Origin of the sequence: Paenibacillus lupini (genome assembly GCF_011761355.1) — a bacterium.
Lineage (GTDB): Bacteria > Bacillota > Bacilli > Paenibacillales > Paenibacillaceae > Pristimantibacillus > Pristimantibacillus lupini.
This window is the reverse complement of sequence record NZ_JAASRW010000006.1, coordinates 1-13,794: the sequence shown is the minus strand read 5'-3', so window position 1 is coordinate 13,794 and position 13,794 is coordinate 1. Positions and strand designations below refer to the sequence as shown.

The following is a 13,794-nucleotide window of genomic DNA, read 5'->3' as shown; positions in this document are numbered from 1 at the left end:
GGATGATGGAGACATCAAACGAAAGGCGCGCAGCAACTGTGCTGCGCGCTTCGTTTCGCTATACGGATGGTGTCACTACCCTCGCCGATAAGTACCATACCTCGCCGATTAAAATTGCTAAGACCTTCCCACTTAAAGGGCAGCTTGGTGTGATCATCATGGATGCTTCGCCGGGACTACTTGAGGGGGATTGTTACGAGCTTGAGTGGAAGGCAGGCAGCTCCACACATAGCTTCATTACTACTCAATCCTATATGAAGGTTCACCCTAGCCTAACGGTCGGATCCTCTATCAATCAGACTTTCCACCTTGCTGATCATGCTATTGTAGAGCATATGCCGGAGCCTGTGATGCTGTATAAAGAGGCTAGGTTTCATAATGATACGAATGTTTATCTTGGACAAGGTGCAGTTTGGATGCAGGCAGATATATTATGCCCGGGCCGTACTTTACGCAAGGAGATGTTTCAATATACGGAGTTCCGAAATGCGTTAACCGTCTATTATGGCCATGAACTGATTTATGCACAGCGTCAACGGATTGTGCCAGAAAGCCAGAAGCTTGCCTCACCTGGCAGCTGGGATGAGATGACCCATATCGCAACGTTTTGTTTATTTACCGATCGACTAACACCATCGCATATTCAGTCTATGAAGCAGCTTGTGGAGGAACTGCCATCGATATATGGAGCACATCAAGTTGTCATAGGTGTGTCAGAGACACAGCGTTACGGTCTTGTTGCAGCCGCCGCATCGACTGCTGCGTGGCCGCTTCAGGAAGTAATGCGATTCATTTGGAATGGCGCAAGAAGCATTTTACTTCATAAAGAGCCCGTGATGCTGCTTTATTCATAGGCTGTACTTGGCTATACGTTTAAAAAACGGTATATTTATAGATATGAACGTATTAGCGAGGGTGGATGGATGGACCAGGATCAGGTGAAACTCGAGAAACTAAGAGAGATGGATGATGTATTCCGTAAGCTGCGTAGACTGATTAATGCGGAATATAACCGCTTTAACGTTCACGGCCTAGGGATGACAGAGGGCAAGATGGTTATTATTCTAGCCCAGCATGGTCCTCAGAAAGCTTCAGCGATGGCGGAATGGCTGCGGATTACAAGTGGTGCGGTTACAGGAATATCCGATCGGCTTATTGAGCTCGGATATGTGGAACGTTCTCGGAGTGAGTTCGATCGCCGTATTGTTATGCTGAGTGTTACGGATGAAGGCCGCAAGCTGGAAAATCAGGTGATGGAAATGCGTGAGCGCATTATGTTTAAGTTATTTGACGGCTTTGAGTTTAATGATATGGAGAAAGCTATCGATATTTTCGTCCGGATGTCGAATAATTTAGATCCGAAGAGTGATGTAACACAAGAATAGAACAGAAAAGCGGCCGTGCAGGTTCAAAACTGCATGGCCACTTTATTAGTTCGGATTTTTTTTATAAAGATTCACCATTTAAGTAGTTGAAGAATGGCTTGTCGACCCAGAACGTATAGGATTGTATCGTTAAATCATTACCAAGTTTTTTGAAGCCTTCTACAATTGCGGCGGACTGCTCGTTTAACGAGAAGGATTGCGCATAATAGTGGCCTTGGCCAGTAATTTTGTTATTCGTAATTTGTACATAACCATCCAAGTTGGTTAAGGAATAATAAAGAGGCTGCCACCAGGAGCTGGCGATGAGTCCGGTTTGATCTTCACTGTTCTTTTTCGCATATTGCAAAATAATCGGCTGGAAGCGGGCTTTGTCGGCTGTGTTGTTGAATTCGAATTTCAGATCATATTCCTTCGCATAGGCGATATAATTGCCATTCTCAATTTGTACGACCTTATAATTGTCCGATTGCACGGGCTCGCCCCATTCTTTCAAATAGATGAACGCGGAAGTTTTAGGCTCCAACTGTACTTTGGCACTAATCCCTTCGCTCCGAAGCAGTCCGATTAATTGAACGGCGTGCTTCAGATTATCGTGTCCGTAGGTAAGGGATAAAGATTCAACAAAGTTGGCATCATACCGTTCATCCTTCAGGTTGTAGCCGGTAACGAGATTTTGTTTCAGTGCGGTGTCCACGACTGTTTGCAGCTCAGGCGATTGGATGAGGTCAGAAGTATCATAAGCATCGGCAAGCTTCCCGTAAATATCGGCATCGGTTGTATAACCGATATAATGCTTATAGTCTCCTTTAATAGAAAGAATTTGAACGAGCAGCGTTTCTGCTAGTTCAGGAGAAGCTGCTTTTCCTTTTACTTCTTTGTAAAGGGAGGTAGGCAATAAACCACTATGTACAGCAGCTGCAAGCTCTTGTGAAGCTGACAGACTAAGTCCAGCTGGCGAATAGCCAATTTGTTTCAGAGCATCGGTTGTTTTATTTTGTGGGTAAGAATGGGCAAGCTCTAGAAGTCCGGCAGCCTTCACGGCAATATAGATGGCACTTGTTGCTTGGAGCGGCTGATCAGGTTCAACCTTTAATGAAGTAATTATTCCTTGCTCATATAATGCTGCAGCGGATGAATAATAAGGACTGGAAGTGCTGAGGTCGGTGAATGCTGGTTTTGCCTCACTTGCTTCAAGGCCTAGAATATCGGCGATTTGCTGAATGAATTGTCCTTTAGTAATAGTCGATCCAGCTTGGAAGGTGATGCCGAACTTTTCTTTCAGGAACAGCTCATATTCTGCTGAGGATGATTGGGAGGATTGCTGAACGGCCGTCGATTTTACCGCAGCAGCGTTTGCCGTTGACAGGGGTAGAGCAGAAGAGAAAATAAGGGATAATGCCAGTGAGCCTGAGAGGAGCCATTTGTTACGTAATTTCATGATTCAAAACCTCCAATAGTGTTATGTAGATGTTTAATACTATTAATCCTGTCGGAATTGTATGGAAATATTATCATTGTTACAAAATGGTGTCAATAGCTTAACGCCGCAAGTCTTATCTTATAACCTATAGTAGAATAGAAGAACATTAGCTTATGCTTACGAAGTAAGAATCATCACGAACCGTCTAATCTTAGCTGTTTGTGTGATCATTCTTTTCAGGAGGTCAGGAACAACATGAATAATACAAGTAAGAAAGCAGAACGTTTGAAGAAAGCTCCGGCGCTCAAGGCGAATGTCGCTCCTGAGCTGGCACACCGGGTACCACCTGGTCAAACCACGACAGACCGTTTTCCGATTCTGCATGAAGGAGATGTTCCAGAGTACGATATGTCACAATGGACATTGCGCGTATTTGGCGAGGTAGAAGAGGAAAAGACTTTTACATACGAGCAGATAATGGCACTCCCGCAGATTAAGCAGAGAAATGATATTCACTGCGTGACCCGTTGGTCGAAGCTGGATACGGAGTGGGAAGGTGTACGGTTTACTGATTTGCTGTCGTTGATTGGTGTGAAAGCTGATGCAAAATATGTCATGATCCATGCCGATCAGGATTACGAGACGAATCTGCCGCTTGAGGATCTGATGCATGAGAATATTCTTCTTGCTCATAGCTTTGATGGAGAGCCTTTGACAGCCAAGCATGGCTGGCCGCTTCGTCTGCTTGTCCCGCATCTTTATTTCTGGAAGAGTGCGAAGTGGATTCGGGGCATTGAATTTATGAAGGAAGATCGTCCGGGCTTTTGGGAAAGAAATGGCTTCCATAACTATGCCGATCCATTCCGTGAACAACGCTTCTCTGGTGAGGATTTAGGACTGCCGGAAGATGAATGGTATCACAAGGATTTCGATTAATTGGTATATAGCCGGATAACTAGAGATATGGTATAGTACGTAGGTACATTCGAATAAATGCTGAAGCAAATGCTTCAGGAGAGGTTCGCGAACTCCCTCTATAAAAAACTAAGAACTGGAATCTATTCTGATTCCATTTTTTTCGTTTTGAGACAGATGTACAGGGTGTTGTTCGAAGGGTCTCTCCCTCATCTAAGGGAGGAGAAAGAAACATGAAAAAAGGTAAAGCAGTTGTTGTGTTCAGCGGCGGGCAAGACAGTACGACATGTCTATTCTGGGCGCTTGAACGGTACGAAGAGGTGGAAGCGGTCACCTTCAATTATGGGCAGCGTCATTCGCTGGAGCTGGAATGTGCCGCACAGATTGCCACCGAGCTTGGAGTAAGGCATCATGTGCTTGATATGTCGCTGCTAAATCAATTGGCACCAAATGCTCTGACCAGATCGGATATTGCGATCGAGCAGCAGGAGGGCGGATTACCTTCTACTTTTGTAGACGGCCGTAACTTATTGTTCCTGTCCTTTGCAGGAGTACTTGCGAAGCAGATTGGAGCTAGAGCAATTGTAACCGGCGTATGCGAGACGGATTTCAGCGGTTATCCGGATTGCCGGGATATTTTTATCAAATCGCTTAACGTGACGCTTAATCTATCGATGGATTACCCATTTGTTATCGAGACACCTCTTATGTGGCTGGACAAAGCCGAGACATGGGAGCTGGCAGATCAGCTTGGAGCCTTCGAGTATGTGCGGACCAAAACCTTAACTTGTTATAACGGCGTAATTGCGGATGGCTGCGGAGAATGTCCGGCCTGCAAGCTGCGGAGCCAGGGGCTGAACCGTTATTTGGCTTCCAAGGAGGAGGGCAAAGCGGAATGATTCAGCAAATTTATCCAAGCGTCCAGCATGCCTTCCAATATGAATTAAATAAAGATATGCAGTTTGCGGCAGCGCATTCCATTCCTTCCGAGGAAGCGGGACATTGCGCACGTGTGCATGGGCATACGTACTTTGCTAATGTGACGATTGCCGGCGATGAGCTGGATTCTTCAGGATTTCTAGTGAATTTTGCAGCGATTAAGAAGCTTGTTCATAATCGCTTCGATCATACGTATTTGAATGATCATCATGATGTGTTTGATAACAATGACCCGAATCGTTTTCCAACGACAGAGGTTGTCGCCCGTACGATTTACGAAATTGTGCAAGCCTTTCTCGACGAGACACCTAATAAGGCAACTTGTGTACAAGTGTTTTTGCGTGAGACGCCAACCAGCTACTGTATTTATAGACCAAAGAAGGTTCTGAATCATGGCTGAGAAACGAATTCCGGTCATGGAAGTATTTGGACCAACGGTACAGGGCGAAGGGATGGTCATTGGACAAAAAACGATGTTTGTCCGCACAGCTGGTTGTGACTATTCCTGTTCGTGGTGCGATTCTGCTTTCACTTGGGACGGTACCGGGAAAGAAGATACCCGGATGCTGACGGCTGAAGAGATTATGGCTGAGCTGCGAGCATTAGGGGGGAATACCTTCTCACATGTAACGTTATCCGGTGGTAATCCGGCTTTGCTGAAAAATGCAGATGAGCTTGTTGATACACTCCATCGTGAAGGTATGCGTGTTGCGGTAGAAACGCAAGGCAGCCGATGGCAGGATTGGCTTCTTGCTATTGATGAGCTGACCTTGTCGCCAAAGCCACCAAGCTCAGGCATGAACACCAACTGGGCTGTACTGGATGAGATTGTAATGAAGCTGACAAGCGGCAATAATCCGTTTAGTTTGAAAGTTGTTGTTTTTGATGAGCAGGATCTCGCTTATGCGGCGCAGGTGCATGCTCGTTATTCCAATGTTCCCTTTTTCATTCAGGCAGGTAATGATGATTTGCTTGAGGTTGATAACGGTAAGATGGCAGCAAAGCTTATTGAGAAGTATGAATGGCTGATTGATCAAGTGATGGGCCGCGAAGATATGACGAATGTTAGAGTGCTGCCGCAGCTCCATGCGCTTGTGTGGGGTAATAAGCGAGGCGTGTAAAAGGAAGGGAGAGTTTCATCTATGTCTGGAAGAAAAGATGAAGAATTGCAAGGAATTAGCTTGCTTGGCAATCAAGGTACACGTTACCCAATGGAATATTATCCTGCTGTTCTGGAGGCTTTTGATAATAAACATCCTTACCGGGATTATTTCGTTAAGTTTAACTGCCCGGAGTTCACAAGCTTGTGCCCAATGACGGGCCAGCCGGATTTTGCAACGATCTATATTTCGTACATTCCGGATATTAAAATGGTCGAGAGCAAGTCGCTCAAGCTGTATCTGTTCAGCTTCCGTAACCATGGTGACTTCCATGAGGACTGCATGAACATTATTATGAATGACTTAATCGAGTTGATGCAGCCCCGTTATATCGAAGTATGGGGCAAATTCACGCCACGCGGCGGGATCTCCATCGATCCGTATTGCAACTACGGCAAGCCAGGTACCAAATTCGAGCAGATGGCCGAGCAACGGTTGTTTAATCATGATATGTACCCTGAAAAAGTAGATAATCGATAGGCAGGTTTTTTTGAGGGGAAGAGGTATCTCATGAGGGATGTATCTCCTTCCGGCCGCTGTTGCCAGTAATTTATTTGAACAAGTTTTAATGGTTATAAATTACTGGCAAAGGCGTACGCTTCGCTCCTCCAGGAGATACATCACCTCTATCGATACTATCCCCTCATTAGATACACCCCTCTCTCGATTATGGGGGTGAGCAGCTGTAGAAGGACCATTTGATTTGGTCCTTCTTTTTTTATAGAGGAGGGATTGGCATGTTTCCTGGGTTAGAAACAGAAAGATTAATACTGAGAGAAATTACAAGTGATGATGTACAGGACATTTTTGCTTGTTTTTCAAATGAGGATGTTACTCGTTTTTACGGACAAGAGACTTTGGAGCATATAGATCAAGCGAAAGCGATCGTTGATTTTTTTGCAAAGAGTTACATAGAAAGAAGAGGTATTCGGTGGGGGATGGAACGAAAAGGAGCACCAGGATTAATTGGAACGATTGGCTTTAATGTAACGAGGGTTATTGAATACGGATTTGATGAACTAGGCTTAACTCGTATCGGTGCAGTTGTATTTATAGAAAATGAAGCCTCTAATCATTTGCTAACGAAGTTGGGCTTCCAACGAGAAGGCATTCTCAGAGATTATATGTATCAAAGTGGCAAAGCACACGACACACACATGTACTCCATCCTTAAAAACAAAGAATGACCACAAAAAACGTGGTCATTCTTTTCTTTTCTGCCCCTCTCAATTAACCGAGTGACGGAGCATTTTGAATGATTCTGGAGAAGCAGATTATGCTTACGAAGTAGCTTTCTTTCAGAAAGCTTTAAGCGCTCGCCTTTGCCCCCGAATTTCATCCGCTAAAGCGGATTGTAATGAAGAAATTCGGGGGCAACAGCGATCGGAAGAACATTCAAATGCGATGTCATAATTGGTTAACTTCCTTCATTCAAATGCGATGTCATAATGGTTTATTTGTTTCCCTTACTCTTCGTCGTCGTCGAGGAGAACGATATCTAGGATCGTGGTTTGGCCGTCGAAAATCGTTGGCATACTAATGGCGGTTTGTTTGCCAGGGAAGGAGAATTCCGCTGTCGGGATACCTGCCGCAATGTTTGTAAAAGCATATTGACCATTCATATTGCTAATGATCTGACGGATAAGATTACGATCAGTCGTTACGATCTCAGCAAGAGCCATATCCAGCGGATTACCCGAAGAGTCACGAATGGTTCCACGGAGCGTACCATATTGTGCACTTAGCGTAAGATCAGCACGCGAGGCAGCAGTCGTGCTTGTAGTTAATGAACGGGCTGCTGAACCATAGGAAGGAGCTGAACCTGTTACGGTATACAGTCCTGGAGAAACTGGGTCTGTAGTAAATGCACCATTAAGATCCGTGATGGCGGTTAGTAGTGACACTTTTGTTGTCGAGTCCAGAACATGAACAACGGAACCTGGGATTGGTGCTGCATCAACACTGCTGATTACGTTACCGATGATTGGGAAGGATTGCGCGGTTGTTATCGTTACATTTGCCGTTTGAGTCTGGCCAATCTGTTCAGGTATAAAGGTTGTAGAGGTGCCTGTTGAAGATTTGCTTACAACGATAGTTTGTTCACCTGCCGGAATACTCGGGACGATATATTCGCCATTACCATCAGTTATACCGTTTCCACCGATGACGCCGTTGGAATCAATAATAGTAACGGAAGTATTAGGCAGTGGCTGCTTTCCAGGACTTGTAGTAACGACTCCGCCTACCGATGTTTTGATTTGAGTAAGTGTAAAGGTAACGATGGTTGTTTCTCCACGATTAACGAGTGTTGAAGATTGTTGCGTAATAAAACCTGCCAGTGATGCGGTTAGAGCATAGTTGGTTGCAGCTACTTCACCAAGGTCAAATTGCCCGTTGTTATCTGTTAATAAAGTGGAGAGCGCCGGGCCGAAATTATTATATTGCAGCAATTGAATGGTGGCACCAGATAATGATGCTCCGGTTACTTTATTAGTTACACTGCCGATCAACCGTCCAGGCAATGGCTGCAGAGCGAAGCTGAAGCGGGTTGTTTCTCCTGCGACAATTTTAAATCCGCCAAATTCCGCAGCATAACCAGATGAAGTCACGACGGCATTATAGCTGCCTGGTGCTAATGATGGGAAGGAATATTGACCGCCATTGTTGCTGAGTACCGTGCCGATTGTAACTCCTGATGAAGCATCAATTATTCGGATTTCTGCTCCCGCAATATTTGCTCCGTTTGTAATATCGCTGACGAATCCTTCTACAAGACCAGGCAGAGGAGTGAGGAACAATTCTGTCACGGAAGTCTGACCACTTCGGGTAACAACAGCGGCAACCCCGGTTCCAAAGCGGGATGCTATTGCGGAAATTGCGAAGTTACCTGCTGGTATACCCGTAATCACAAAGCTGCCGGTATCATCCGTATAGACCGTGTCGAGAGGCAGACCATCAACATCCGTGATGATAATTAATCCTCCGCTGATAGGTGCTGATGTTATGCTGTTTTTTACCGTGCCAAGAATGGTAGCCGTTTGTGGTGATAATTGCAGGGTTACATTTGTTGTGCTGCCTGCCCGGATTGTAATGCCAACGGTCTCCGTTTCAAAGAACGGAGCGGAAACGGAGTTCACATATTCGCCAGTAGGAACGCCGGTAATGTGGAAAGTACCATCCATTTCAACAAATACGGTCTCGAGCAAGGTGCCATCCTTCGTATACAGCTTGATTTTGGTGTCGTTTGCTCCAATCGGATTACCATTGGTATCCGTTACGGTACCGCTGATTGCACCAAACAATGGATTCAGTGCAAGGTTGGCGATGGAGAAGCCGTTACTTTCAACAGATGTCCCGATTGTACCTGTTGCGTAATTGTTCGCTTTTGCAATAATTGTATAAGTTCCGGGCAGTAATCCGCTAATCTGGTAGTTGCCGAAAGGTGTAGTTGTTGCAGAAGCAATAGATAAGCCAGTTGCTTCATTAAGACGAATTTCTACGCTAGCGCCTGGGATGACAAGACCTGTTGATTGATCCGTAATTTGACCACTAATCGTGCCAGGGTCTGGAGTAAGTACGAAATTTACGCCCGTAACGGTTTCTCCCGGATCAACAAAAGTACCTTTAACCTGATTGCTAAAGTTAGGGGCTGACGCGATGACAGTTTTTGGCCCAACAGGAATAGCATCTATGACATAAGTGCCGTCACCTTGCGTAGGTCCGATGCCGCGAATGGATTCATTACTGTTTAATACCTTCACGACAGCTGTCGTTATCGGATTACCGGCAGTATCTACGACGGAACCGGATATTTGGCCGGGATTAGGTGAAAGACTTATTGTCACATTTGTCGTTTGTCCGGCGAGGATCGTTGCTCCTGCTACTTGAGATGAGAAACCCATCGCAATGGCTGTGACATAATAAGAGCCAATCTTTTCCCCAATGAAAGTGAAGGTTCCGTCAGGTCTGGTGAAAACAGATGAAATGAGAATATTGTTATTGTTGAATAATTGAATAAGTGCTCCTCCAACGGGAGGTGAGACTTCACCGACCAATGTACCGGGATTTGGCTCCAAGGTGAAATTAACGGGGGTAATGGAATTGGATTGAACGATAGCTCCCAATACTTCACCTTTATAATTTAAGGCATGCACAGCTACTGTATAGCTGCCTGGTGACAGGCCGTCGAATTGGAAACCACTCTTGGTATCGGCAATTAAGGACGCTATTAAAAAGTTATTGCTGTCTGTAACCGTTACGGCAACACCTAAAATAACGGCTCCCGTATTCACATCCACGATTTGTCCAGTAATGCTGCCGGGATCCGGGAGAAGGACAAGGGTGATTGGTGTTGTTACATCCGATGCGATGTTAATGGTAGCGGATGCGATCTGGAAATTGGTCGCCGAGGCCAATACGGTATAGCTGCTAGGTGCAAGGCTGCTAACCTGGAATTGACCATTTGTATCAGAGAAAATAGTTGCGATGGATACCCCGTTCGCTGACTGCATTTTGATGACGACACCAGCACCTGCTACAGGTACTCCATTCGTATCAACAATAGTTCCACTAATAGTTCCTGGATTTGGACTCAGTACGAAGTTAAGAACAGAGCGTGTGTCAGGAAGGACGGCAACGCTTTGGAAGGTGCTTTGGTAGGGATTAGCGGAAGCTGTTACTAAGTATTGTAAGGGTAAAAGATTTTCGATAAGGTAGCTGCCATCTGTTTGTGTCACGAATCGGGTAAGCAGCAACCCGCCTCCTGCAACGTTTACATTCAACGAGATGATAGTACCTACAATCGGATTACCGCTTGTGTCAGTAATCACTCCCGTTAATGATCCTACATTCGGGAACAGGATAAAGTTTTCCGTTGTGGTTTGACCGGGATTTATCGTGACGCTAAAGGATTGCCCGCCATAACCATCTGCTCGTATGGTTACAAAATAGTTCCCAGGAGCAAGATTACCAATATTGTAAGTCCCGTCCTCAAGCGTCGCAACCCTCACTACTATAATGTTGTTCAGGAATATCCGAATGATGGCATCATGAACAGGCACACCTGTGTTGTCCGTTACAAGACCGGTTACGGCTCCAGCAAGCTGTTGTAAGGCTGCATTTAATGTTGTTGTGGAGGCTGCATTAATCATAGCTCCAATGGTTTGCCCAGCATATCCTTCTTCTGCAATAACAATAGAATAGGAACCTGGCGCAAGAGAGGGAATGGTATAGCTTCCGTCAATTGCTGTTGAAGTGGTTTGCAGGGTGATACCTTCGGCAGTAAATACTCGTATGCTGGCCCCAACAAGAGGTAATCCGGTTAATGCGTCTGATATAATACCGCTCAGCATTCCAGCAACAGGCGATAAAGCAGCATTAACTACTTTTGTTTGTCCTGCGGCAATGGAGAAGCCAATGACTTGCGCGACAAAGGTATCTGCAGATAAACGAAGCCTGTCATTGGTTGCAGGAGAAAGCGAAGCGATGGTGTAATTTCCTGCCGCATTAGTTGTGGTAGAAGCGAGAACGCTATTTCGGTTATCCAGCACCTCTACAAATACATTGGCTAATGGTGCACCTGTTTGAGCATTTGTAATAGTACCAGTTACCGTACCTGGATTTGGCGATAGTGCTGCATTAAGTGTACGTGTCTCTGCAATGGTCAAGGTAACGGGGAAATCACGAGCCTGAAATTGGTCAGCTGAGAAACTCACTCGGTAGTAACCAGGACTTAGTCCATTCACAACATACGCACCAGCTGCATTTGTTACTGCTTGCGCAACCAATACACCAATAGAGTCTGTAACATGTACAACTGCGCCGGCAATTGGACTTCCGTTGACTGATGCAGTAATTGTACCTTGAACAATAGCTGGTATCGGGGTAAGGGTGACATTAACCGTTTTGACCACTCCAGCCACGACCGTTACGGCTGCGGACGTCGATTGATAGTTGGTCAGACTAAAAGTAAGAGTATAGCTTCCAACTGGTAGCTGTGGGAATCCGTACACACCGCCCCCATTCGAGGTGGTTTGCCCAGCATTGGTGTTGCCTGGTAAAGCGGTTGCCTGTACGGTTACTCCCGAAAGCGGGAGACCTGTAGCTTTGTCGATGATTGTTCCCGTTACACCGCTAAGGGCAATAACGGAAACAGTAGATAAGGATGCAGGAGCACTGATCATTCCTCCCGTAAAACTGTCAACGCCAGTTACCGTTTTGGTATCGACAGTCCTTGTGCCCGCTGTATTGAATTGAGCAAAAGCCTGATATGATAATGTGGCCGAAGCACCAACGGCCAGGTTGCCAACGTTCCATGTTAAGTTGTTCGTTGTACTATTAAAAGCCGTTGTGCCTTGCGTTTTTTGGGTAACGGTGAAGGATATCGTTTTATCAAATACAAATGGGGCTTGGAGGAAAAGTGTTGAGGCTTGACTGCGTCCGGTATTTGTAACTGTAATTGTACCTGTAAAAGTAGATGACTGGCCCGCTATGACTGGAGAGGTAGAGGAAGCTACAGTCTGCGTAACAGACAGCTTGGCTCGAACATCACCGCCGGCAATCGTGACCGGATCACAAAACAACGTACTTAACGTTTGTCCCGTACCAATAAAATCCTTATTAAAGTTGTTATTGTTGGTTGCCGTGAAGAATAAAAAGCGCAGGGAAGACTGATCGGTAATTCCGAGTAGGGAAAACAAGGTTTCCGCAGGAACAAAGAAATCGATAAAATAATTGGTCGTGCTGCCAAGCTGAGAGTCGTCATCTGTTGGCTGGGCCCTGGCGATATCGAAGTTACAGATGGTAACATTAAAATTCGGGTTTCCTTTGCCATCCGTTCCTTCAGCTTGATCAGTCACGATATTCGGCAGCTTGACCGTGTTGGCAATCAACTGAACTTCGTTATCAAGGCCATTGACGACTAGTTCCCATTCATAAGTAGAGGGGTTGTTATCGGTATCGAACAATACGCCCCAGGCGAAGTTGCGGAAATTATTTTTAAATCTTGGATCTGTGTTGAGGCGCATACGAAAATAAACGTTTGTTCCATCGTAAGCATAATAAGCTGCGGGAAACTGTGCATTGCCGACAATATCAACCTCATCGGGGTTGACGTCACGAACGGGATCTACGACATTACTATTATTTTGTTGCAAAGGGACGAATTGCGAATTGCTTGGAAATGGCATTCTTGGCTTGAGCCTCCCGTTATATAGCATCACTAACGCTGAGTAATGGCCGATACTATTTCCATGTATATGAAATCTGGTATGTTTTGAAGCATGTACGTGTAATGCAGTAAGGTAATATGTAAAAATAAAACGACGGTCTTCGCGAGAAGACCGTCGTTTTTCAGTCGCTTCTTACATTAGTGGTTGTTGCCGGAGGAGTTGCCTTTTTTATCAGAGGTTTTCGATGTTGTGTTTTTACGGGCATGTCCTTGTTGCTTAGCCATGTTATCACCTCCTTCATGTTTTAAGTGGTCGACTGCGTTATTTTGTACTATTTGTAGTTTTTTTAAAAAAGCATTTAAGAAAAAGCTTGCAATCATATTAATCTCTATGGTATATTCTATTTCTGGCCGAGAGAGACAAGCGGTTGGAGCGAAAAGCTGAAGATCATTGATTGATAGAAATCGAAATTGATGAAAATAAAGCTTGACACTGAATTTGATAACGTGATAAGATACACCGCGTTGTTGAAAAAAATTGTTCTTTGAAAACTGAACAACGAGCAAAACTGCCCCGTTAGAAATAACGGAAAAAGCGATTTTAAAAGATTGAGCAAGTCAAACACTTTAATGGAGAGTTTGATCCTGGCTCAGGACGAACGCTGGCGGCGTGCCTAATACATGCAAGTCGAGCGGATCTTTTCCTTCGGGGAAAGATTAGCGGCGGACGGGTGAGTAACACGTGGGTAACCTGCCCATAAGACTGGGATAACATTCGGAAACGAATGCTAATACCGGATACGCGAA

11 protein-coding genes, 1 rRNA gene and 1 riboswitch are annotated in these 13,794 nt (G+C 45.2%); of the genes, 9 read left to right on the top strand and 3 right to left on the bottom strand.

Going from position 1 to position 13,794, the window contains the following annotated elements; all coding sequences use genetic code 11:
- Positions 1-2: 2 nt before the first annotated feature.
- Together FHS17_RS19345 and FHS17_RS19340 are read left to right on the top strand one after the other, a co-directional pair.
- Positions 3-854: an urease accessory protein UreD gene (locus tag FHS17_RS19345; RefSeq protein WP_243865453.1), complete on the top strand. Its 852-nt coding sequence runs from the start codon at positions 3-5 to the stop codon at positions 852-854.
- A 69-nt stretch (positions 855-923) separates the two neighbouring features.
- Positions 924-1,385, top strand: coding sequence for a MarR family winged helix-turn-helix transcriptional regulator (locus FHS17_RS19340; RefSeq protein ID WP_167280100.1), 462 nt, complete (start codon positions 924-926; stop codon positions 1,383-1,385).
- A 61-nt stretch (positions 1,386-1,446) separates the two neighbouring features.
- Here FHS17_RS19340 and FHS17_RS19335 read toward each other — a convergent pair whose 3' ends face one another.
- On the bottom strand, positions 1,447-2,823 hold the full coding sequence (locus FHS17_RS19335; protein ID WP_167280099.1) for a hypothetical protein: 1,377 nt from the start codon (positions 2,821-2,823) through the stop codon (positions 1,447-1,449).
- Positions 2,824-3,060: 237 nt separating this feature from the next.
- On the opposite strand from FHS17_RS19335, the gene FHS17_RS19330 reads away from it, so the two are divergent.
- The 6 genes from FHS17_RS19330 to FHS17_RS19305 all read left to right on the top strand — a co-directional run bounded on the left by FHS17_RS19330 (position 3,061) and on the right by FHS17_RS19305 (position 7,006).
- A complete protein-coding gene (locus tag FHS17_RS19330) occupies positions 3,061-3,741 on the top strand; it encodes a sulfite oxidase-like oxidoreductase (protein WP_167280098.1) in 681 nt (226 codons plus the stop codon).
- 74 nt (positions 3,742-3,815) lie between these two features.
- Positions 3,816-3,859: riboswitch (PreQ1 riboswitch) on the top strand.
- 94 nt (positions 3,860-3,953) lie between these two features.
- Positions 3,954-4,619 carry a 7-cyano-7-deazaguanine synthase QueC gene (gene queC, locus FHS17_RS19325; RefSeq protein WP_167280097.1) on the top strand — a complete coding sequence of 222 codons (666 nt, stop codon included), beginning with the start codon at positions 3,954-3,956 and terminating at the stop codon, positions 4,617-4,619.
- Positions 4,616-5,059: a 6-carboxytetrahydropterin synthase QueD gene (gene queD / locus FHS17_RS19320; RefSeq protein ID WP_167280096.1), complete on the top strand. Its 444-nt coding sequence runs from the start codon at positions 4,616-4,618 to the stop codon at positions 5,057-5,059. Before queC ends, queD begins: the two co-directional genes overlap by 4 nt.
- The gene (gene queE / locus FHS17_RS19315) at positions 5,052-5,780 is read left to right on the top strand and encodes a 7-carboxy-7-deazaguanine synthase QueE (RefSeq protein WP_167280095.1); all 729 of its coding nucleotides are present in this window, start codon (positions 5,052-5,054) and stop codon (positions 5,778-5,780) included. Before queD ends, queE begins: the two co-directional genes overlap by 8 nt.
- Before the next feature lie 21 nt (positions 5,781-5,801).
- Positions 5,802-6,299, top strand: coding sequence for a preQ(1) synthase (queF, locus tag FHS17_RS19310; RefSeq protein WP_167280094.1), 498 nt, complete (start codon positions 5,802-5,804; stop codon positions 6,297-6,299).
- A gap of 257 nt (positions 6,300-6,556) precedes the next feature.
- Positions 6,557-7,006 carry a GNAT family N-acetyltransferase gene (locus FHS17_RS19305; RefSeq protein WP_167280093.1) on the top strand — a complete coding sequence of 150 codons (450 nt, stop codon included), beginning with the start codon at positions 6,557-6,559 and terminating at the stop codon, positions 7,004-7,006.
- A gap of 279 nt (positions 7,007-7,285) precedes the next feature.
- Here the strand turns inward: FHS17_RS19305 and FHS17_RS19300 are convergent, their stop codons facing one another.
- Positions 7,286-13,006, bottom strand: a complete 5,721-nt coding sequence (locus tag FHS17_RS19300; protein WP_167280092.1) for a beta strand repeat-containing protein — start codon at positions 13,004-13,006, stop codon at positions 7,286-7,288.
- A 179-nt stretch (positions 13,007-13,185) separates the two neighbouring features.
- Complete coding sequence (locus FHS17_RS19295) at positions 13,186-13,554, bottom strand: hypothetical protein (RefSeq protein ID WP_167280091.1); 369 nt, start codon at positions 13,552-13,554, stop codon at positions 13,186-13,188.
- 60 nt (positions 13,555-13,614) lie between these two features.
- Here FHS17_RS19295 and FHS17_RS19290 point away from each other — a divergent pair.
- Positions 13,615-13,794 (top strand): 16S ribosomal RNA (locus FHS17_RS19290); the annotation flags it as partial.

Bases quoted from the DNA above. Each gene is read 5' to 3' on its own strand.
- FHS17_RS19345 (WP_243865453.1), top strand. From the start codon at position 3: ATGATGGAGACATCAAACGAAAGGCGCGCAGCAACTGTGCTGCGCGCT.
- FHS17_RS19340 (WP_167280100.1), top strand. From the start codon at position 924: ATGGACCAGGATCAGGTGAAACTCGAGAAACTAAGAGAGATGGATGAT.
- FHS17_RS19335 (WP_167280099.1), bottom strand. From the start codon at position 2,823: ATGAAATTACGTAACAAATGGCTCCTCTCAGGCTCACTGGCATTATCC.
- FHS17_RS19330 (WP_167280098.1), top strand. From the start codon at position 3,061: ATGAATAATACAAGTAAGAAAGCAGAACGTTTGAAGAAAGCTCCGGCG.
- queC (WP_167280097.1), top strand. From the start codon at position 3,954: ATGAAAAAAGGTAAAGCAGTTGTTGTGTTCAGCGGCGGGCAAGACAGT.
- queD (WP_167280096.1), top strand. From the start codon at position 4,616: ATGATTCAGCAAATTTATCCAAGCGTCCAGCATGCCTTCCAATATGAA.
- queE (WP_167280095.1), top strand. From the start codon at position 5,052: ATGGCTGAGAAACGAATTCCGGTCATGGAAGTATTTGGACCAACGGTA.
- queF (WP_167280094.1), top strand. From the start codon at position 5,802: ATGTCTGGAAGAAAAGATGAAGAATTGCAAGGAATTAGCTTGCTTGGC.
- FHS17_RS19305 (WP_167280093.1), top strand. From the start codon at position 6,557: ATGTTTCCTGGGTTAGAAACAGAAAGATTAATACTGAGAGAAATTACA.
- FHS17_RS19300 (WP_167280092.1), bottom strand. From the start codon at position 13,006: ATGCCATTTCCAAGCAATTCGCAATTCGTCCCTTTGCAACAAAATAAT.